General features: G+C 60.6%; 19 protein-coding genes and 1 pseudogene. 10 read left to right on the top strand and 10 right to left on the bottom strand.

What is annotated here, in order from left to right; translation table 11 throughout:
- Positions 1 to 178: 178 nt before the first annotated feature.
- Positions 179 to 1474 (top strand): NCS2 family permease, encoded by a 1296-nt coding sequence (locus tag BVK86_RS21550; RefSeq protein WP_075948352.1) that lies wholly within the window; start codon positions 179 to 181, stop codon positions 1472 to 1474.
- Positions 1471 to 2550 carry a tRNA (uridine(54)-C5)-methyltransferase TrmA gene (gene trmA, locus BVK86_RS21545; protein ID WP_075948351.1) on the top strand — a complete coding sequence of 360 codons (1080 nt, stop codon included), beginning with the start codon at positions 1471 to 1473 and terminating at the stop codon, positions 2548 to 2550. Before BVK86_RS21550 ends, trmA begins: the two co-directional genes overlap by 4 nt.
- 57 nt (positions 2551 to 2607) lie before the next feature.
- Here the strand turns inward: trmA and BVK86_RS21540 are convergent, their stop codons facing one another.
- The gene (locus tag BVK86_RS21540) at positions 2608 to 2814 is read right to left on the bottom strand and encodes a tautomerase family protein (protein ID WP_034148192.1); all 207 of its coding nucleotides are present in this window, start codon (positions 2812 to 2814) and stop codon (positions 2608 to 2610) included.
- Positions 2815 to 2933: 119 nt separating this feature from the next.
- On the opposite strand from BVK86_RS21540, the gene BVK86_RS21535 reads away from it, so the two are divergent.
- The 3 genes from BVK86_RS21535 to BVK86_RS21525 all read left to right on the top strand — a co-directional run bounded on the left by BVK86_RS21535 (position 2934) and on the right by BVK86_RS21525 (position 5346).
- Positions 2934 to 3845: a LysR family transcriptional regulator gene (locus tag BVK86_RS21535; RefSeq protein ID WP_075948350.1), complete on the top strand. Its 912-nt coding sequence runs from the start codon at positions 2934 to 2936 to the stop codon at positions 3843 to 3845.
- A gap of 200 nt (positions 3846 to 4045) precedes the next feature.
- Positions 4046 to 4486 (top strand): type II 3-dehydroquinate dehydratase, encoded by a 441-nt coding sequence (aroQ, locus tag BVK86_RS21530; protein WP_075948348.1) that lies wholly within the window; start codon positions 4046 to 4048, stop codon positions 4484 to 4486.
- Positions 4487 to 4491: 5 nt separating this feature from the next.
- Positions 4492 to 5346: a shikimate dehydrogenase gene (locus tag BVK86_RS21525; RefSeq protein ID WP_075948347.1), complete on the top strand. Its 855-nt coding sequence runs from the start codon at positions 4492 to 4494 to the stop codon at positions 5344 to 5346.
- A gap of 35 nt (positions 5347 to 5381) precedes the next feature.
- On the opposite strand, the gene BVK86_RS21520 is transcribed toward BVK86_RS21525, so the two are convergent.
- Both BVK86_RS21520 and quiC read right to left on the bottom strand, forming a co-directional pair.
- Positions 5382 to 6059, bottom strand: coding sequence for a TetR/AcrR family transcriptional regulator (locus BVK86_RS21520; RefSeq protein ID WP_075948346.1), 678 nt, complete (start codon positions 6057 to 6059; stop codon positions 5382 to 5384).
- A gap of 102 nt (positions 6060 to 6161) precedes the next feature.
- Positions 6162 to 8063: a 3-dehydroshikimate dehydratase QuiC gene (gene quiC, locus BVK86_RS21515; protein ID WP_075948344.1), complete on the bottom strand. Its 1902-nt coding sequence runs from the start codon at positions 8061 to 8063 to the stop codon at positions 6162 to 6164.
- A gap of 352 nt (positions 8064 to 8415) precedes the next feature.
- Between quiC and BVK86_RS21510 the strand changes: the two genes are divergently transcribed.
- A complete protein-coding gene (locus BVK86_RS21510) occupies positions 8416 to 9717 on the top strand; it encodes an MFS transporter (protein WP_231977849.1) in 1302 nt (433 codons plus the stop codon).
- Positions 9718 to 9833: 116 nt separating this feature from the next.
- Here BVK86_RS21510 and BVK86_RS21505 read toward each other — a convergent pair whose 3' ends face one another.
- From BVK86_RS21505 to BVK86_RS21495, 3 genes and pseudogenes are all read right to left on the bottom strand, one after another.
- Complete coding sequence (locus tag BVK86_RS21505; protein WP_075948340.1) at positions 9834 to 10712, bottom strand: DMT family transporter; 879 nt, start codon at positions 10710 to 10712, stop codon at positions 9834 to 9836.
- A 128-nt stretch (positions 10713 to 10840) separates the two neighbouring features.
- Positions 10841 to 11113: pseudogene (locus tag BVK86_RS21500) on the bottom strand (sugar phosphate isomerase/epimerase); the annotation flags it as partial.
- Between the two features lie 350 nt (positions 11114 to 11463).
- Positions 11464 to 12240 carry an IclR family transcriptional regulator gene (locus BVK86_RS21495; protein ID WP_075948338.1) on the bottom strand — a complete coding sequence of 259 codons (777 nt, stop codon included), beginning with the start codon at positions 12238 to 12240 and terminating at the stop codon, positions 11464 to 11466.
- Between the two features lie 217 nt (positions 12241 to 12457).
- Between BVK86_RS21495 and ypfJ the strand changes: the two genes are divergently transcribed.
- Together ypfJ and BVK86_RS21485 are read left to right on the top strand one after the other, a co-directional pair.
- On the top strand, positions 12458 to 13345 hold the full coding sequence (gene ypfJ / locus BVK86_RS21490) for a KPN_02809 family neutral zinc metallopeptidase (RefSeq protein WP_075948336.1): 888 nt from the start codon (positions 12458 to 12460) through the stop codon (positions 13343 to 13345).
- Positions 13346 to 14356, top strand: a complete 1011-nt coding sequence (locus tag BVK86_RS21485) for an alpha/beta fold hydrolase (protein WP_075948335.1) — start codon at positions 13346 to 13348, stop codon at positions 14354 to 14356.
- A gap of 28 nt (positions 14357 to 14384) precedes the next feature.
- On the opposite strand, the gene BVK86_RS21480 is transcribed toward BVK86_RS21485, so the two are convergent.
- The 3 genes from BVK86_RS21480 to BVK86_RS21470 form a co-directional block, all read right to left on the bottom strand.
- Positions 14385 to 14978 (bottom strand): HAD family hydrolase, encoded by a 594-nt coding sequence (locus BVK86_RS21480; RefSeq protein WP_075948333.1) that lies wholly within the window; start codon positions 14976 to 14978, stop codon positions 14385 to 14387.
- The gene (tesB, locus tag BVK86_RS21475; protein ID WP_075948332.1) at positions 14975 to 15844 is read right to left on the bottom strand and encodes an acyl-CoA thioesterase II; all 870 of its coding nucleotides are present in this window, start codon (positions 15842 to 15844) and stop codon (positions 14975 to 14977) included. The genes BVK86_RS21480 and tesB overlap by 4 nt, the downstream gene beginning before the upstream one ends.
- Before the next feature lie 106 nt (positions 15845 to 15950).
- Positions 15951 to 16520 (bottom strand): GNAT family N-acetyltransferase, encoded by a 570-nt coding sequence (locus BVK86_RS21470; RefSeq protein ID WP_075948331.1) that lies wholly within the window; start codon positions 16518 to 16520, stop codon positions 15951 to 15953.
- Positions 16521 to 16597: 77 nt separating this feature from the next.
- Here BVK86_RS21470 and BVK86_RS21465 point away from each other — a divergent pair, with 77 nt between their 5' ends.
- Both BVK86_RS21465 and BVK86_RS21460 read left to right on the top strand, forming a co-directional pair.
- Positions 16598 to 17518 carry a histone deacetylase family protein gene (locus BVK86_RS21465; RefSeq protein WP_075948425.1) on the top strand — a complete coding sequence of 307 codons (921 nt, stop codon included), beginning with the start codon at positions 16598 to 16600 and terminating at the stop codon, positions 17516 to 17518.
- Between the two features lie 281 nt (positions 17519 to 17799).
- Positions 17800 to 19041, top strand: coding sequence for a TIGR03862 family flavoprotein (locus BVK86_RS21460; RefSeq protein WP_175581351.1), 1242 nt, complete (start codon positions 17800 to 17802; stop codon positions 19039 to 19041).
- Positions 19042 to 19157: 116 nt separating this feature from the next.
- Here the strand turns inward: BVK86_RS21460 and rhlE1 are convergent, their stop codons facing one another.
- A complete protein-coding gene (gene rhlE1, locus BVK86_RS21455; protein ID WP_075948328.1) occupies positions 19158 to 20495 on the bottom strand; it encodes an RNA helicase RhlE1 in 1338 nt (445 codons plus the stop codon).
- Positions 20496 to 20521 lie beyond the last annotated feature (26 nt).

Here is a 20521-nt window from a genome sequence, read left to right as displayed (position 1 = left end):
TACGTTAAACGCAAAACATCGACGACGATCACCGCCATAAGCAGCCATAACCCTGTGCGGCTGGTATGATGCGCGGCTTTTTCCGACCCACAGAAAAATCCCAGGCGCCTGCAGCGGTCTGTGCTTTGCTGTTGAGGTCGATACATTCACGGCGCCGGGCGCGCCACGGGGAGCAGACATGCTGGAAAGGCTGTTTCAACTCAAGGCACACAACACCAACGTACGCACCGAGATTCTGGCGGGCGTCACGACCTTTTTGGCCATGGCCTACATTCTGTTCGTCAACCCGAGCATCCTCGGCGAGACCGGCATGGACAAGGGCGCGGTGTTCGTCGCCACCTGCCTGGCAGCCGCCATCGGCTCGACGGTCATGGGCCTGATCGCCAACTACCCGATCGCCCTCGCACCGGGCATGGGCCTGAACGCCTTCTTCACCTACACCGTGGTCCTGCACATGGGCCACACTTGGCAAGTGGCGCTGGGCGCGGTGTTCATCTCGGCCGTGTGTTTCTTCCTGCTGTCGATCTTCCGCATCCGTGAATGGATCATCAACAGCATCCCGCTGCCGCTGCGCTCGGCGATTGCCGCCGGTATCGGCCTGTTCCTGGCGTTGATCGCCCTGCACAACGCCGGCATCGTCGTCAGTAACCCGGCGACCATGGTTGGCCTCGGCGATCTGAAACAACCGGCGCCGATCCTCGCCACCCTTGGCTTCGCCCTGATCGTCGCCCTTGAGGCCCTCGCGGTGCGCGGCGCGGTGCTGATCGGCATTCTGGTGGTGACCATCGCCTCCATCGCCCTGGGCTTCACCCCGTTCGGCGGTGTGATGTCGATGCCACCTTCGCTGGCCCCGACCTTCCTGCAACTGGACATCAAGGGTGCGCTGGATATCGGTCTGGTCAGCGTGATCTTCGCCTTCCTGTTCGTTGACCTGTTCGACAACTCCGGCACCCTGATCGGCGTCGCCAAGCGCGCCGGACTGATGGGCAAGGACGGCCACATGCCGAAAATGGGCCGTGCGCTGATCGCCGACAGTACTGCGGCGATGGCCGGTTCCCTGCTGGGCACCTCGACCACCACCAGCTACATCGAATCCGCCGCCGGCGTGAGTGCCGGTGGCCGCACCGGCCTGACCGCCGTTGTCGTTGCATTCCTGTTCCTGCTGGCGCTGTTCTTCTCGCCACTGGCCTCCAGCGTTCCGGCATTCGCCACCGCGCCGGCGCTGCTGTTCGTCGCCGTGCTGATGACTTCCGGCCTGGCCGAAATAGACTGGGACGACATTACCGTCGCCGCGCCTGTGGTAATCACCGCACTGGCGATGCCGTTCACTTATTCCATCGCCAATGGCATTGCCTTCGGCTTCATTGCCTGGACCGCCATCAAGCTGATGTCCGGTCGTGGCCGTGAGCTGAACCCGGCGCTGGTGATCCTGTCGATTCTGTTCGTGATCAAGCTGGGTTGGTTTAACGCATGACTTTTGATTCCCAGGCCTACGCCGTTCAGCTCGAAGACAAGGTCACGCGTTTGCGTGACCTGCTGGCCCCGTTCGATGCACCCGAACCCGCCGTTTTCGATTCGCCGCTGCAGAACTTCCGCCTGCGCGCCGAATTCCGCCTGTGGCGCGAAGCCGGCGAGCGGCACTACGCGATGTTTTCCCAGGAAGACAAACGCACGCCGATTCTGATTGAAGCGTTCCCGATCGCCAGCCTGCGCATCAACCAGTTGATGCCGCAACTCAAGGCCGCCTGGCAAGCCAGCGCACCGCTCAGCCACAAGCTGTTCCAGGTGGAGTTCCTGACCACCCTGGCCGGCGACGCGATGATTACCCTGTGCTACCACCGTCCGCTGGACGAGCACTGGCACGCAGCGGCGTCGAAACTGGCAGCCGACCTGAACGTCAGCATCATCGGCCGCTCCAAGGGCAAGCGCGAAGTCATCGGTCACGATTACGTGGTCGAGCAGCTGGAGGTCGGCGGCCGCACCTTCAGCTATCGCCAGCCAGAAGGCGCGTTCACCCAGCCGAACGGCACCGTGAACCAGAAGATGCTCAACTGGGCCTACGAGGCCCTGGGCGATCGCCCGGACGATTTACTGGAGCTGTATTGCGGCAACGGCAACTTCACCCTGCCGCTCGCCACCCGGGTGCGCAAAGTGCTGGCCACCGAAATCAGCAAGACCTCGGTCAATGCGGCGCTGAGCAACCTCAGCGAAAACGCTGTGGATAACGTCACGCTGGTGCGTTTATCCGCCGAAGAACTGACCGAAGCGCTGAACGAAGTGCGGCCGTTCCGTCGCCTGCAGGGCATCGACCTCAAGAGCTACGAATTCGGCAGCGTCTTCGTCGACCCGCCTCGCGCCGGCATGGACCCGGACACCTGCGAGCTGACCCGGCGCTTCGACAACATCCTCTACATCTCCTGCAACCCGGAAACCCTGGCGGCCAACATCGCCCAACTGCACGACACCCACCGCATTACCCAATGCGCGATGTTCGACCAGTTCCCGTGGACTCATCACATGGAATCCGGGGTGTTGTTGACCCGGCGTTGATCGCAAATGCCAAACACAAAAACCGTCTCAATGACGGTTTTTGTGTTTTGACGCCCGTCACCCAGGCTGATTTTTTCGAAACTCAGTCGTGGTAATGCCTTTGTATCCCCAGTTATCGGTGTCGATTTCCTCGATCACAATATGGGTCAGCTCCGGCGGCTTGCCGAGCACACGTTGCAGAGTCTCAGTGATTTCGGCGATGACTTGGGCTTTCTGCTCCCGGGTAACGCCGTCACGGGTAATGCGTACGCTGACGAAAGGCATGCTGCGTCTCCTGCTCACTGGTTGAGAAAAGCTACAGAGGGTGAATCCACTGTATCTGTGCGAGGCCATTTGAGAAATACTGAACCGAACACTTCATTTGATCCTCGGTGTAATCAATCATGCAACGACAATTCGACGATCTTCAACTGGGCAGCATCGAGCTGTTTTGCCTGGCCGCCGAGGCCGGTAGTTTCACGGCGGCGGCATTGGTGGCGGGCGTCACGCCGGCGGCGGTGAGCCGTTCGGTATCGCGCATGGAGGAGCGTCTGGGCGTGCGGTTGTTCGCGCGCACAACCCGCAGCGTCAAGCTGACCGACAGCGGTCGGCGCTACTACGAAGAATGCCGCCAGGCTTTGGCCCAGTTGGTGGAGGCCCAGCGCGAGGTCATGGGCCAACAGCAAGTGCCGTCCGGCACGCTGCGTGTCAGCATCCCGACCACCTACGCCCACCACCGGATCCTGCCGTTGATGCCGGCCTTTCGTGCGCGTTTTCCGGCGGTGAAGGTCGAGTCGCATATCAGCAATCGCAACATCGATTTCGTCGGCGAGGGTTACGACCTGGCGATTCGCGTGCGGGCGATTCCGGATTCCGGCTTGATCGCCCGACCGCTGGAGGACGCCGCGCTGGTCATGATTGCCAGCCCCGAGTACCTCAAGCACGCCGGTACACCGCAGACCCTCGACGATTTGCAGCAACACGACTGCATTCAGTACGAACTGCCCAGCAGCGGCCGACGCATTGCCTGGTTGTTCAATGACGATGGCGTGCAGCGGGAAATACTGGCCGAAGGCAATTACGTTTGTTCCGATGACGTTTTGGGCGGCGTGACCCTGGCAAAACATGGCGCCGGCCTGTTCCAGACCTATCGTTTCATCGTCGAAAAAGAACTGGCCGATGGCTCGCTGGTGGAAGTGCTCAAACCTTATGGCGGGCGTTCGCGTCCGTTTACTTTGTTGTATCCGCAAAGTCGGCATATGCCTCTGCGATTGCGGGCATTCATTGATTTTCTGGTTGAGCATTTGCCTCGTTGAATGATCGCAGCCTGCGGCAACCCCACCCAGGGTTTCAAATGCAGGAGCGGCTGCAGGCTGCGACCTTTTTTGTCCGATCACCGCACACAAATCGACTACAAGCCGGCGCGTCAATTGACCAAATTAACCAGCTAGTACAATTTATCTCCACAAGCCGAAACCTACGGCCAATGCCAAAAATAATAAGTGGAGAAACATCGATGTCCCCCATCATTCTGGTGCTCAACGGCCCGAATCTGAACCTGCTTGGCACTCGCGAACCGGCCACCTATGGCCATGAAACCCTCGCTGATATTTCTGCGCTGTGCGGCCGTGCCGCCGAAGAGTTCAGTCTGGCGGTGGAGTTTCGCCAGACCAACCACGAAGGCGAACTGCTCGACTGGATTCACGCCGCTCGAGGCCGCTGTGCCGGAATCGTGATCAACCCGGCCGCCTGGACTCACACTTCGGTAGCCATCCGCGATGCGTTGGTCGCCAGCGAGTTGCCGGTGATTGAAGTTCACCTGTCCAACGTCCACGCCCGTGAAGCTTTCCGTCACCATTCCTTTGTCTCAGCCATTGCCACTGCGGTGATGGCGGGCTTCGGCAGCCATGGCTATCGCCTGGCGCTTGAGCACTTCAGCCAACGTCTGAAAGGGTAACCGTCATGAGCCAGAACCAAGCGGTATTGGCCGGACTGATCGGCGCCGGCATCCAGGCATCCCGCACCCCGGCCTTGCACGAGCATGAAGGCGATGCCCAGGGTTTGCGCTACCTCTATCGCCTGATCGATCTCGATCAGTTGCAACTCGACAGCACTGCCCTGCCCGACCTGTTGAGCGCCGCCGAGCGCATGAACTTCACCGGGCTGAACATCACCTTCCCGTGCAAGCAGGCGATCATCCCGCTGCTCGACGAATTGTCGCCGGAGGCCCGGGGTATTGGCGCGGTAAACACGGTGGTGCTCAAAGATGGCAAACGCATCGGCCACAATACCGATTGCCTGGGCTTTGCCGAAGGTTTTCGCCGAGGCTTGCAAGGCGTTGCGGTTGAGCGCGTCGTGCAGATGGGTGCCGGTGGCGCCGGTGCGGCGGTGGCCCACGCGCTATTGAGTGAAGGCGTACGGCAACTGAGCATTTTCGATGTGGACATCAGCCGCGCCCAGAGCCTGACCGACAACCTCAACCAACATTTCGGCAGCGGGCGCGCGGTGGCAGGTCATGATTTGGCGCTGACGCTGGCCGAGGCAGACGGCCTGGTGAACACCACGCCGATGGGCATGAAAAAACTCCCGGGGATGCCGGTGCCGGTCGAATGGCTTCGGGCTGAACTGTGGGTGGCGGAAATTGTTTATTTCCCGCTGGAAACCGAACTGCTGCGCAACGCCCGCGCGCTGGGTTGCCGGACGCTGGATGGCGGCACCATGGCGGTGTTCCAGGCAGTGAAGGCGTTCGAATTGTTCAGCGGCGTGGAGCCGGACGCGCAGCGGATGCTGGCGCACTTTCAAAGCATGAATGGCTGAGATGTTCTGTGGCGAGCGAGCGTGCTCGCCACGGCTCAGGCCTGCAAATAGCGCAAAACCGACTCGCTAATCATCTCGCGATGACGCTGCTTGATGCTTTCGTCCGGCAAGTCGATCTGAAAGATCTCGCCAAAGGTGTGGCGGTTCGACACGCGATAGAAGCAGAACGAGCTGATCAGCAAGTGCACATCCAAGGGATCAAGCCCCGTGCGGAACAGCCCTTGCTCGGCGCCGCGACGGAGAATCTCGCCCAGTGAATCGAGGATGGTGTTGTTCATCGCCTTGATCGCATCGGAGCGCTTCACATACTCGGCGTTGTGAATGTTCTCGATACAGACGATACGCACGAAATCAACGTTGCGATCATGGTGATCGAAGGTGAATTCCACCAGCCGACGAATCGCCAGCACCGGTGCCAGTTCAGCCAGGTGCAATCGGCTTTCGGTGTTGCGGATATCGCCGTAGAGCTTTTCCAGAACCTCGACGTAGAGCTGTTCCTTACTGCCGAAGTAGTAATAGATCATGCGTTTGGAGGTGTGGATGCGCTCGGCGATGGCATCGACGCGGGCGCCTGAAAGACCCTGCTGAACAAACTCCACAATCGCTTCCTGAAGAATGTTCTCGCGGGTTTTTTCCGGATTGTTCTTGCGACTCTTGCGCGGCGGGGCAATCGGTTCGTCGGGCGCTGCGGAGAGTTCTGAAGTTATCGTCATTGCGGGCTCACGGCCATCACTGCACAGGCTGGCGATTATGAGCCGCGCCGCGCAGTGAAGGAAGCCGCGCGGCAGCGGTTTGTCAGCGTGGTTACGATTTTCCTACAACTTTGCCTGACGTACGGCGCCGCTTCGGGATTTGGCCATGGCCGCCAGCCGCACCGCCACGTTGGCCGCGCCATAACCGGCATAGCCGTTCTTGCGCTGGATGATCTCGAAGAAGAAGCGTCCCTCGAACGGCTCGGTGTACACGTGAAACAACTCGCCACCCTGGGCATCACGGTCGTACAGCACGTTGTAATAGGCCAGTTCACTGAGGAACTCGTCGTCAAAATCGAAGCGTGCGGCCAGGTCATCGTAGTAGTTGAGCGGGATATCCAGCAGCGGCACGCCGGCCTCTTTCGCGCGGCTGACCTGAGTGAAAATATCGTCGCAATCAAACGCAATGTGATGCACGCCAGAGCCGCGATAACTCGACAGCGCGTGTGAGATGGCGGTGTTGCGATTTTCGGAAATGTTCAGCGGCAGGCGAATCGAGCTGTCGCGGCTGCGCAGTGCGCGGCTCTTCACCAAGCCATAAGGATCGGGCAGCACCACTTCGTCATCGGCTTCGAAGTCCAGCATGCTCTTGTAGAACAACACCCAACTGTCCAGGCTGTCGGCCGGCAATGCCATGGCCATGTGGTCGATGCGCTTGAGGCCACCAGCGGTCTGCGCCTGCGGGAACAGATTGAAGTCAGTGCCATAGACGTCGACCTGCTGGTCGACCAGGTAAATCAGGCTGCCATCCGGCGCACGCACGGCCGCGAGCTCGAGTTCGTTCGGACCCACCAGCCCGCGATAGGGCTGGCCTTTATAAGCCACGGCCCGAGCCAGCGCACTGGCGCTGTCCTTGACCCGCACGGCGGTGGCGCACAATGACGGACCGTGCGCCTCGAAGAAGCTGTGGGCGAACGAGTACGGTTCGCAATTGAGGATCAAATTGATATCGCCCTGGCGCAGCAGGCTGACACTCTTGGAGCGATGCTGGCCCGCCTTGACGAAGCCCAGTCGCTCCAGCCAGTGGGAAAGCTTGGCGCCAAGGCTTTCGTCCACGGCAAACTCGAGAAACTCGATGCCGTTGTATTCGCTGGCCCGCGGCGTCTCGAACAGAATGTCGAGGTGGGTCGATGGCTTGGCTTGCTGTTCCAGGCGCTGGCGGGTTTTCTCTTCAAGGTAAAGCAACGAGCGCAAACCGTCGGCAGCGTTGGCCCGGGGCGGGGCGGCGCGGAAACCGTCATTGAAGATTTCCAGCGACAGCGGCCCGGTGTAGCCGCTCTTGATGATTGGCGCGAGAAAGCCTGGCAGATCGAACTCGCCCTGCCCGGGGAAACAACGGAAATGCCGGCTCCACTCCAGCACGTCCATGGCCAGGATGGGCGCGTCGGCCATTTGCACGAAGAAAATCTTGTCGCCGGGAATCTCGGCGATGGCGCTCGGGTCGCCCTTGAGCGACAGCGTATGGAAGCTGTCGAGCAACACACCGAGGCTTGGATGATCCGCCTGACGAACAATGTTCCACACCTGTTGCCAGGTGTTGACGTGCTTGCCCCAGGCCAACGCTTCATAACCGATACGCAGGCCTCGCGCGCCCGCGTGTTCGGCCAGCAGGCGCAAGTCATCGACTAAAATCTGTTCATCACCGACAGAATCTGCCGAGGCGTTGCTGCACACCAGCACCAGGTCCGTTCCCAGCTCCTGCATCAGGTCGAACTTGCGCTCGGCCCGCTCCAGATTGCGCGACAGGCGGTCGCGGCGGCAGCCTTCGAAGTCGCGGAACGGTTGAAACAGGGTGATGGCGATCCCGAGATCGGCGCACATCTGCTTGATTTCCCGCGGACTGCCGTCGTAGTAGAGAAGGTCGTTTTCGAAAATCTCGACACCATCAAATCCGGCGGCGGCGATGGCTTCGAGTTTTTCCGGCAGGGTACCGCTCAAGGACACGGTGGCAATGGAACGCTGCATGTTTCGACTCCTGATGGTGGAGACATCTTGTTAGGGGCATCGCACGCGGGCTCTGTCTCGGAGCTGCCGAAAACAGCGCCGACAGGGATTGCGTTTAGCTTTGATTGAATTATTGGCTGCGTGATCCTTCAGGGCAATTTAAAGTGTACTATCCGGTTAGTTTTGCGTGCGATTATCGAACACAATGGCCGTTGGCGAATTGACGATTTTTTGTTCACTGCTCAACATCAACGCCACATTGAGCCAGGTTGAAAACCATCCGGCTCGGTTACCAAAGACCCGGAACACCACATAAAAATAATCGGTGGACTACATGAATCCTTCGCAAAGTTCTCCCGTGGAGCACGCCTCCATGACTTCTGCCACTGGTGGCATCGGCGACAAAATCCGCGGCGCCATGGCTGTCGGCAAGACCCGTTGGGGAATGCTGGCGCTGGTGTTTTTCGCCACCACCCTGAACTACATCGACCGCGCCGCCCTCGGCGTCATGCAGCCGATCCTCGCCAAGGAAATGAGCTGGACGGCGATGGACTACGCCAACATCAACTTCTGGTTCCAGGTCGGCTACGCCATCGGCTTCGTCCTGCAAGGCCGTCTGATCGACCGGGTCGGCGTCAAGCGCGTGTTCTTCTGCGCCGTGCTGCTCTGGAGCCTGGCGACCGGCGCCCACGGCCTGGCCACGTCGGCGGTCGGCTTCATGGTCTGCCGCTTTATTCTCGGCCTCACCGAAGCCGCCAACTACCCGGCCTGCGTGAAAACCACGCGCCTGTGGTTCCCGGCCGGTGAACGTGCGGTAGCCACCGGTATTTTCAACGCCGGTACCAACGTCGGTGCGATGTTCACGCCGATGCTGTTGCCCTTGATCCTCCACGTATGGGGCTGGCAAGCCGCGTTCCTGTGCATGGCGTCACTGGGCGGGATCTGGTTGCTGTTCTGGGGCCTGAAATACTTCAACCCGGAAGATCACCCGAGCGTTAAAAAATCCGAACTGGACTACATCCAGAACGAAGTCGAACCTGAGCAAACCCGCGTACCGTTCTCGAAAATCCTGCGCATGCGTGGCACCTGGGCCTTCGCCCTCGCCTACTCGATCACCGCGCCGGTGTTCTGGTTCTACCTGTACTGGCTGCCGCCGTTCCTCAATCAGCAATACAACCTGGGCATCAACGTGACCCAGATGGGTATTCCGCTGATCATCATCTACCTCACCGCCGACTTCGGCAGTGTCGGTGGCGGGATCCTCTCCTCGTTCCTGATCGGCCGCGGCGTCAACCCGATCAAGGCGCGACTGATGTCCATGTTCCTGTTCGCCTGCTGCATCATTGGCGTGATCATGGCAGCCGGCTCCAGCAACCTGTGGGTCGCGGTGGCTGCCATTTCGCTGGCCATCGGTGCGCACCAGGCCTGGACCGCGAACATCTGGAGCCTGGTGATGGACTACACGCCCAAGCACATGATGAGTACGGTGTTCGGTTTCGGCGGCATGTGTGCGGCGATTGGCGGGATGTTCATGACCCAGTTGGTCGGCCATATCCTGACGGTCACCAACAACAACTACACCGTGCTGTTCACCCTGATTCCGGCGATGTACTTCATCGCGCTGATCTGGATGTACTTCATGGCACCGCGCAAGATTCCGACCATCACTGACTGACGTTCCACGCATTATCCCTGTGGGAGCCAGCCTGCTGGCGATAGCGAATGGTCATTCAACATTGACCCGACGCCATCGCCAGCAGGCCAGCTCCCATCGTTGTTTGCGCAGCCCTTCTACTTACGGCTTTGCTGCCAGGCCGCCGCCAGGCCACTGCAGCAAATCACGGCGATACCGATCACGGTGGTCAGGGTCGGTGTGTGGGAAAACAGCAACCATCCCAACAGGCCGGCAAAAATGATCTGGCAATAGCTGAACGGTGCCAGCAATGCCGGCGCCGCGAGACGGAAAGCCTGGGTCAGAAACAGGTGCGCCGTCATCCCGCAGGCCCCCAGCGCGAGCATCATCGCGCCATGCGCAAGGCTCGGTGTCTGCCAGAAGAACGGCACCAGCGCACTCATCACCAACGTGTTGCACAGCCCCGCGAAGAAGTTGCTGGTGGTCGGGCTGTCGATGTTGCTGAGCTTGCGCGTCAGCAATTGGTAGAAGCAGAAAAACAGTGCCGAGCAGAACGGCAACAACACCGCCGGCGTGAACAAATCACCGCCGGGGTGAACGATGATCAGCACCCCGATAAAGCCAAAAATGACCGCCAGCCATTGCCCCCGCGTAACCCGCTCGCCCAACAATGGCACCGACAATGCGGTGACCAGGACCGGTGCGAGGAAGTTCACCGACGTGGCCTCGGCCAGCGGGATGTACATCAACCCGGTGGTGAAAAACAGACTGGTGCCCAGCAGGCACAGTGCGCGGATCAACTGCAGCAGCGGCCGCTTCGTGCGTAAAACCCGCAGCCCCGATTGCGGGAGGAAAATCCCGGCCATCAGCAACGTGTGAACCACGTAACGCGCCCAGACCACCATGACGATCGGATAGAAACCGGAGAGGTACTTCGAAAATGCATCGTGACTGGAAAACAGGAACGTCGCGACAACGATCAGCAGGATCCCCTTGAAGGGCTGGTTGACGCCGGAGAGCGGGGTGCTGACGGTCATGAAGGCCTCTAAATGAAAGGTATGTGGCGAGAGCGCTTGCTCCCGCTGGACTGCGCAGCAGTCCCAAAACAGCATCGGCGACCGCTTCGCGCTCGAACGGGAGCGAGCTCCCTCGCCACAAAAGCAAGTCAAATCCGCGTCAACAATTCCCGATCCAACGCCATCTGCGCCCGATCCAATCCACTCACACCCTGTTCCAACAACTGCACAGTGGGAATCTCCTGACTCAATGGAATGTTAGCCGGCAAACAGCGCAACAACCCCGACAGATCGCAGTCGCCGTTGCCCGGCGAACGTCGCTCATTACGCGCCTGACGCAACATTTCGGCCATGTCTGCCGGTCGTGGTCCGGCGACATCGCACAGCTGAGGCGCAAACCGACGTGACTGTAACCGGCCCGGGCCGCGACCTCGACCATTGGCGGTGGTGGCAACGCCAGCACTGTCAGACTGGCTAGGGAAAAGATTCGTTCACTCATGGTCAGCCCCCGCCGCTCGCCCTGAAGGCAGCCACCCGCTCTCGAGCTTCATGCTGCCAGCGCCGATCAACGCGATTCGAAGGGGCGACTTCAAGATGCGGTCCTCTTATGGTTCTTGTTGGAAGGTTGACCTCCATTAATTTAGAACCTGGTTCCACAATCTTACACAGACTAACGCTGAAAGTGTTCGAACAGCGCACAGCTTCACAAGTTGAACGCTGTTCAACATGCAGAAGCGAGCCTGCTCGCTTCTGCAGGGGATGGGGATTGGCTTTAACTGAACCACTCCGACGCCAGACTCGCCGCCGCCAACTCTTCAGTAAACGCCAGCAGCAACGGCGCCAGCTCATGCAACCGCGCCCCCGGCATCCGCGCACTCGGCCCGGCGATACTGAGCACGCCAATCACCCGACCCTCCCCCGGATGACGCACCACCGCGGCAATCGCCGAAGTACCGACGGCTGAACTTTCTTCGACGCACGCGTAACCCTGCTCCCGCGCCAGACGCAGGCGTTCAAGCAGTTCGATGTTCGAGCGCGGTGCATTCGGCCCGAGCTCCTGCGGCCGGTCAGCCGCTTGGCGTTCCACCAGCGACAAGGCCTCGGCATCGCTCATGGTTGCCAGCCATGCATGCCCCGAAGCGGTGTAGAACAGGGGCGCATCGCGGCCCATGTCCGGGTCGTAACGCAGGCCAGAGCGGGCACCCTGGGACTTGGCGATCCAGGTCTGGCGCTCCCCCTCGATCACCCCGAGTCGCACCAGTTCTCCGGTTTCCTGAGCCAACCGGTCAAGCACCGGTTGCACGATATCCGCACCACTGCTCGACAGGTAACGGAAACCCATTGCCACCAATTTGGTCGACAAGTGGTAACGCAAACTTTCCGGATTCTGCCGCACATAGCCCAACCGGATCAGCTCGGCGAGCAGGCGATGGGTTGCGCTTTTTGGAATGTCCAGCTGCTGCGCCAGCGTCTGCATCGGCAAGCCGCGGGGGTCGCTGGTGAGGCTTTCGAGCACACTGAAAACACGTTCGATCTGACTGCCGGCCATGGGAGCTTCCACGCAAAATTTGCTCGATTCTAGAAGACAACCCACCGAATGCGAAATCTGGAACTGCTATCCGCGTTCAATACAAGCCTGAATCGTTCTCGGCAGCCGTCACGGATTGCCGGGACATTGGCGTGCAGGGAAAAAGCCGGACGACCGGACTGGCGCCGCTCCCACTTGGCAGCAACACTCATCGCACGGACAAACAGAGGATTCCCACATGCTATGGAAAAAAGGCCGACGCAGCGACAACGTCGTCGATGCCCGTGGTGATGATGTCGGCGGTGGCGGCGGGATGCGCTTTGGCGGCGGCAAAGGTCTGAGCCTGACTGCAATCCTGTTGATCGTCGGGATCGGCTGGATCACCGGCCAGGACCCGATGCAAATCCTCGGACAGCTGACCGGCCAGATGGACCCATCCGCACCGGCCACAACGCAGACGCGCAAGGCACCGCCGGCCAATGACGAAGGCGCCGAATTCGTCCGTTCGATCCTTGGCGACACCGAAGACACCTGGCGGCAGATTTTCCAGCAGGGCGGCCGTCAATATAAGGACCCGACCCTGGTGCTGTTCAGCAATCGGGTGAATTCGGCCTGCGGGCTGGCGACATCCGCGACCGGTCCGTTCTATTGTCCGGCAGACCAGAAAGTCTATCTGGACATGGCGTTTTTCCAGGAAATGTCGCAGCGCTTTTCCGCCGCTGGCGATTTCGCACAGGCCTACGTGATCGCTCACGAAGTCGGACACCATGTGCAGACCTTGCTCGGCGTTTCCGCGAAAATTCAGGCAGCCCGCCAGCAAGGCCGGCAGATGGAAGGTGACGGTGGCTTGCTGGTTCGCCAGGAACTTCAGGCTGACTGCCTGGCCGGGGTCTGGGCCAGCAATGCGCAGCAACGGCTGAACTGGCTGGAACCGGGCGACATCGAAGAAGCCTTGAACGCTGCAAACGCCATCGGCGACGATCGCTTGCAGCAACAGGGTCAGGGCCGTGTGGTCCCGGACTCGTTTACCCATGGCACGTCAGCGCAACGGGTGCGCTGGTTCAAAACCGGATTCGCCCAGGGCCAGGTTGGCCAGTGCGATACCTTTGCGGCGAAAAATCTGTAAATGAAGAAGTGGTTGTTGGTTTTGCTGTTCACTTGCGCAACGTCCCAGGCTGCCGAGCAGGGGGTCAAAGAGCTCAGTCCCGGGCGCCTGCTGTTGAAGTCAGGTGAAATAGCGGTGGGCATCAGCCCGGCTCCGGCAAAAATCGAGCGCGTGTTGATCATCGTCCATGGTCGGTTACGCAATGCGCAAAGCTATCTCCAGAGCGGCAACCGCGCCGCCGAACTGGCCGGTCAACGTGACTCGACCCTGGTGATCGCCCCGCAGTTTCTCAATGAAACCGACGTCGAAAAACATCCCGTGGCTGACACCGTACTGCGCTGGCAGGGCAATGAGTGGATGGCTGGCGGCGAATCCACTGCACCGTTTCGCATGAGTTCCTTCGAGGCGCTGGACGAAATCATCGCCCGACTGGGGGATCGTCAGCAGTTTCCAGACGTGAAGCAAATCGTGATCGCCGGTCACTCCGGCGGTGCGCAGGTGGTGCAGCGCTACGCCTTGCTGGGCCACGATCAGTCGGCGCTGGAGGCCGCTGGGGTAAAGCTTCGCTACGTGATCGCCAACCCTTCGTCCTATGGGTATTTCGATGAACGCCGGCCGGTTGCCTTCAACCATGCCGCTTGCCCGGACTTCAATCGCTGGAAGTATGGGCTGACAGATTTACCCGCCTACGCCGACGGACAAACCGCTGCGCAATTGCAGGAAAAGTACCTCAAGCGTGACGTCGTTTATCTGCTGGGGCAGCAGGACACTGACCCGAATCATCCGGCGCTGGATAAAAGCTGCGAGGCCAAGGCCCAAGGTCCGAATCGACTGGCCCGTGGGCGTTTTTACTTTAATTATCTGAAGCGCTTGCAACCGCAGGGATTGAATCAGCAGCTGATCGAAGTACCCGGCGTCGGGCATAACGGGGGTGGGATGTTGACTTCGCCAGAGGGGCAGAAGGCGTTGTTTGACCAGTCACCTGGGTTGTCAGCTCCGACGCATTCGCGAGCAGGCTCGCTCCCACAATGAAATGCGATCAACTGTGGGAGCGAGGGCCTCAAGCGCAAAGCATTTCCCGTAACGCCACACAATCCGCCACATGCCAATCCGTCAGCTCCGGCCATGGATTATCCGGCAGGTTTACCAGCACCGTTCGCGCCCCTGCCGCCCGACCGCAATCCAGATCAAAACGGTAATCGCCGACCATCACCATTTCGCTGGCCGGCACCTGCCAGGCTTTGGCAAGCTTCAACAACCCACCGGGATGCGGCTTCGGCGGAGCTTCATCGCGGCCCAGCACATCCTCCACCGCGAAACAGTCAGCCAGGCCGATTGCCTCCAGCGTGACATGCGCCAGCTCACGGGCATTGCGCGTGAGAATACCCAGGCGATAACCACGCCCGGCCAACTCACGCACCAGTTCCACCGCACCTGGCGCCGGTTTCGAACCGAGCGCCAGATCCCGCTCATGCTCCAGCAACCACGCATGTTTGGCCGCCGCTTCATCGGCGGGCAGCGCGGCGAGGTGAGTCAGGATGTCGTCTTCTGCCGGGATCGCCAATGCCACGCGAATCGCTGCGAAATCATGCACGGCCACCGTCAGGGTTCCGTCCATGTCGAACACCCAATGGCGTACGTCGGTCAGGCTCATGCCCAGTCCTTGCGATGACGGATCAGGCCTTCCTGAGTGACCGAGGCCACCAGTTGCCCGGCGCGGTTGAACACGCTGCCACGGGAGAACCCACGGGAATTGCCGGCCCACGGACTGTCCATCGCATAGAGCAACCAGTCATCCGCGCGCAGGTTGGCGTGGAACCACAACGCATGGTCGAGGCTGGCGACCTGCATGTCCTTGTGCCAGACCGATTTGCCGTGCGGCTGCATCGAGGTGGTCAGCAGACCGAAGTCGGAGGCATAGGCCAGCAAATACTTGTGCAGCGCCGGGGAATCGGCCAAGGCGCCGTCGGCGCGAAACCAGACGTACTTGATCGGATCGGAGGGCAACGGGTTGTAGGGATCTTTCTCGGTCACCGGGCGAAATTCGATCGGCTTCGGGCACAGCAGCTTTTCGCGCATTTTCTCGGGGATCAAGTGCGCGCGTTGCTGGGTCAACTCCAGCTCCGAAGGCAGGTTCTCCGGGCCGACCACTTGCGGCATTTCACTCTGATGCTGGAAGCCGGCTTCGTCGTACTGGAACGAAGCGCTGCAGGTGAAGATCGGGTGGCCCTTCTGGATTGCCGTCACGCGGCGCGTGCTGAAACTGCCACCATCGCGAACCCGGTCAACCTGATACACCACTGGCAAACCGGCATCGCCCGGACGCAGGAAATAACCGTGCATCGAATGCACATGACGCGCCTCTTCTACCGTCTGACTGGCCGCCGACAGCGACTGACCAAGCACCTGACCACCGAACAACTGACGAAACCCCAGATCCTGGCTACGGCCACGGAACAGGTTTTCTTCGATCGGCTCCAGCGTCAGCAGGTCGACCAGATCTTCCAACACTTGGCTCATTCAGACTCTCCTCACACAACGCAATACCGCACAGTCTTGGCTGCGGCGGTCAATTCATTTAATGGCCCGGGCCAACATGGGGTCCATTGTAAACGTCCGTGCCAGGTTATCCATGCAAGGTTTGCAGCCATTGTTCACGGCTGATGCGGTACAACACGTGATGCCGCAGGGGATGATCGACGGCGAGCTTGGGGTGATCGAAGTCATCGGCCGGATCGTGATGCATGCCGATCGCCTGCATGACTTTTTGCGAAGGCAGATTACTGTCGGCAGTGAAGGACACGACCTCGTTCAGCAGCAATCGGTCAAACCCGCAGCGCAGAGCCGTCCAGGCCGCTTCGCTGGCATAGCCAAGGCCCCAATGCTGCCGCGCCAGGCGCCAGCCGATCTCGATGGCCGGGCTGAACGGTGCCTCGAAACCGACCACGCCAAGCCCGGTAAACCCGATGAACTGGCCGGTATCCTTGCGCTCCAGCGCCCAGAGGCCAAAACCGTGTTCGGCAAAATGGCCACGGATTCGCCCGATCAATGAAGCACTTTCCAGTCGGCTCAACGGCGCCGGAAAATAACGCATGACCTGCGGATCGGCACACATCGCGGCAAATTCCGGCAAATCCTCATCACGCCATTGCCGCAACAGCAGTCGCGCGCTTGCCAGTTCAAGTATCGGCTCCATCGTGCCACTCCCCCATTTCCATGCCGCAAGTCTACAACGCTGGTAGGATCCGTCTCTCACTCTTGTCCGAAATCATCATGCCGCTGCCGCTGATTTATCACGAAGACTACAGCCCCGAGTTTCCGGCGGATCACCGCTTCCCGATGGACAAGTTTCGCCTGCTGCGCGATCACCTGGTGGACAGTGGCCTGACCCGCGACGCCGACCTGCTGCGCCCGCAACTGTGCCCGCCAGAGATTCTCGCCCTTGCCCATGACCCTTCGTATATCGAACGCTACATGACGGGTGAGTTGTCCCGTGAAGATCAACGGCGCCTCGGCTTGCCCTGGAGCGAAGCGCTGGCGCGGCGCACGGTGCGGGCGGTCGGCGGTTCGTTGCTGGCGGCCGAGCAGGCGCTGGAACATGGGCTGGCCTGCCACCTGGCGGGCGGCACTCACCACGCGCATTATGATTACCCGGCGGGCTTCTGCATCTTCAACGACCTGGCGGTGATCAGCCATTACCTGCTGCAAAGCGGTCGTGTGAATCGGGTGCTGATCTTCGATTGCGACGTGCATCAGGGCGACGGGACTGCACGCATTCTGCACAACACCCCGGAAGCCATTACCGTTTCCCTGCATTGCGAGAAGAATTTTCCTGCGCGCAAGGCCGCAAGTGACTGGGACATTCCATTGCCCAATGGCATGGGCGATTCCGATTACCTGAAGGTGGTGGACGATGCGCTCAACTACTTGCTGCCGCTCTATCAGCCAGACCTGGTGCTCTATGACGCCGGCGTCGATGTGCATAAGGACGACGCACTCGGTTATTTGAAACTGACAGACGAAGGCGTCGCCGCCCGCGATGAAAGCGTGATGCGCCATTGCCTCGGCCGGGAAATTCCAGTGGTGGGCGTGATTGGCGGCGGCTACAGCAAAGACCGTCATGCCCTGGCCCGCCGCCACGGCATCCTTCATCACAGTGCGCAGCGCGTCTGGCAGTCATCAGGTTGTCACTGACCTGTGGATGCTTTACCCACAATGCCTGTGGAACCGCCTGTGGATAACCTGAGTGAAAGGGACTACAGCCCACGCCACGCATAGGCTACAGACTGTTGTTGGTTTTTTGACCAGCCCTGGAAAGCACCACCGAACCCGGTGGAAGCGAGCCTGCTCGCGATGAGGCCGGCACATCCAGCATCTTCGCCAACTGACAGACTGCCATCGCGAGCTGGCTCGCTCCTACAGGGATCCGGGCTGCTAGAATGCGCGGCTTATCCCGTCAGACCGCAGTGCATCCCATGACCCAATCCTCGCCAACCCTCCCTCACCAAGTCGCCATCATCGGCGGCGGCCCCGCCGGGCTCATGGCGGCCGAATTGTTGAGCCGGGCCGGGATCAAGGTCGATCTGTACGACGGCATGCCTTCGGTGGGAAGAAAATTCCTCCTGGCCGGCGTCGGCGGCATGAACATCACCCACTCTGAAGCCTACCCCGCGTTCCTTTCGCGCTACGCCGAACGCGCACCGCAAATCGCCCCGCTGTTGCGCAGCTTCGCTGCCGACGCGTTGTGCCAGTGGATTCATGAACTGGGCATCGAAACCTTCGTCGGCAGCTCTGGCCGGGTTTTCCCGACCGACATGAAGGCCGCGCCGCTGTTGCGCGCCTGGCTCAAGCGATTGCGCGACAGCGGCGTCGTTATCCACACCCGCCACCGCTGGCTTGGCTGGAATGACCAAGGTGATTTGCGCATCGCCAGCCCTGATGGCGAAAAAACCGTTCAAGCCGATGCCACCCTGCTCGCCCTCGGCGGTGGCAGCTGGTCACGCTTGGGGTCGGATGGCGCGTGGATGCTGCCGCTGGAGCAACGCGGCGTAGGACTTGCGCCCTTGCAACCGAGCAATTGTGGCTTCGAAGTGCAGGCCTGGAGCGAATTGTTGGTCAGCAAATTCGCCGGTGCCCCGCTGAAAAACATCGCTATCGGCCTCAACGACGACGTGCCCCGGCTCGGTGAATGCGTGATCACCGCCACGGGAATTGAAGGCAGTTTGATCTACGCCCTGTCCGCATCGATTCGCGAGGCGATCAACCAGCGCGGTTCGGCCACGATTCACATCGATCTCTTGCCCGGCCGGCCTGTGGATAAAGTCCAGGCAGCGCTGCGCAAACCACGGGGCTCACGCTCCATGGCCAAGCACTTGCACAGTCAGTTGGGCATCGATGGGGTGAAAGCGGCGCTGTTGCGAGAACTGACCACGGCCGACACCTTCACCGACCCGGCGCTGCTGGCCCAAGCCATCAAGGCGTTGCCACTGACACTGGTGAAAACCCGTCCACTGGATGAAGCCATCAGCAGCGCGGGCGGCGTGTTGTTCGAGTCGATGGATGAACGATTGATGCTCAAGCAATTGCCTGGGGTTTTCTGCGCGGGAGAGATGCTGGACTGGGAAGCGCCCACGGGCGGCTATCTGCTGACCGCGTGTTTTGCCAGCGGGCGTGCGGCGGCGTCGGGGACGATTGAGTGGTTGCAGCGCAAGGGCTGAAAACCGAGTCGCCTCCATCGCCAGCAGGCTGGCGCCCACAGGGGATTTGTGTCGTTCACAAAAAACTGTGGGAGCCAGCCTGCTGGCGATGACGGCCAATCAGACGCCGCGTGTAATCAAGGCTTACGCTTACGCGGCCCGGTATTGAACACCGGCACTTTTCGCACAGGCTTGATCGAAGGTTCTGCCGGCGCAACTTCCCCGCTGTCCACCCACTTGCCCAGATTGCGCTTGCCGCCACCCCCCGAGGCCTTTGGCTTCTTCGGTTTCTTCGGCTTCTTGACCACTTGCCCGCTGGCATCCGTATCCGGCACGCGGTGCTCAGGTTCGAAATCCGGTTCGTTCTGACGCTTCAACGTCTGACGGGTCAACATCTCGATGGCCGACAGCAGATTCACTTCATCCGCGCACACCAGGGAAATCGCCTCGCCGGTCGAGCCCGCACGGCCGGTACGACCGATGCGGTGGATGTAATCCTCGGCGACGATCGGCAGGTCGAAGTTGACCACCAACGGCAAGTCTTCAATGTCCAGGCCACGGGCCGCCACGTCAGTGGCAACCAGGATCTGCACGTCACTCGCCTTGAAACGGTCCAGTGCGCGTTGACGGGTGGCCTGGGGTTTGTCGCCATGGATGCCGTCGGCGTTGATGCCCAGCCCCTGGAGTTTTTCCACCAGCGCGTCCACGCCGTTGCGGGTCTTGGCGAACACCAGCACTTGCTTCCACTTGCCCTTGCGCATCAGGTGCACGAAGAGTTCCGGCTTGCGCTTCTTGTCCACCGTCACAATCCATTGCTTGACGGTGTTGGCCGCAACGTTGCGCGGGCTGACTTCAATGCTCAGCGGGTCATTGAGCATTTGCCCGGCCAGCAGGCGGATGTCGTCGGAGAAGGTTGCGGAGAACAGCAGCGTCTGACGTCTCGAAGGCAGCGCGCGGTAAATGTTCGCCAGTTCCTCGGAAAAGCCCAGGTCGAGCATGCGGTCGGCTTCGTCCAGCACCAGGGTTTGCAGTTGGTTGAACTTCAGCGCGTTCTGGCGGAACAGGTCGAGCAAGCGGCCCGGGGTCGCCACCAGCAGGTCGACGCCGCTGCGCAGCTTCATCATTTGCGGGTTGATGCTGACGCCGCCATAGACCGCGTAGGTGCGCAGCGGCAGGTTCTCGGCGTACTGGCGCACCGCTTCGTGAACCTGCTCGGCCAGTTCGCGGGTCGGCACCAGGATCAGCGCGCGTACCGAATTGGCGGTGACTTTCGGCCCTTCCATGGCCAGCAGTTGCAGCAGCGGCAGGGCGAAACCGGCGGTCTTGCCGGTACCGGTCTGGGCGGCGGCCATCAAGTCGCGACCGGCCAGCACGGCCGGAATGGCTTGCGCCTGAACCGGCGTGGGAGTCTGGTAGCCGAGCGTCTCGAGGGAGCGCAGCAAGGGTTCGATCAGGCCAAGGGTGGCGAAAGTCATGGGAATACCGTAGGAAAATTCAGCGC

It is taken from the genome of Pseudomonas reinekei (assembly GCF_001945365.1).
GTDB lineage: Bacteria > Pseudomonadota > Gammaproteobacteria > Pseudomonadales > Pseudomonadaceae > Aquipseudomonas > Aquipseudomonas reinekei.
Note: the sequence above shows the minus strand (reverse complement) of the source record. Positions and strands in the feature narration are given on the sequence as shown.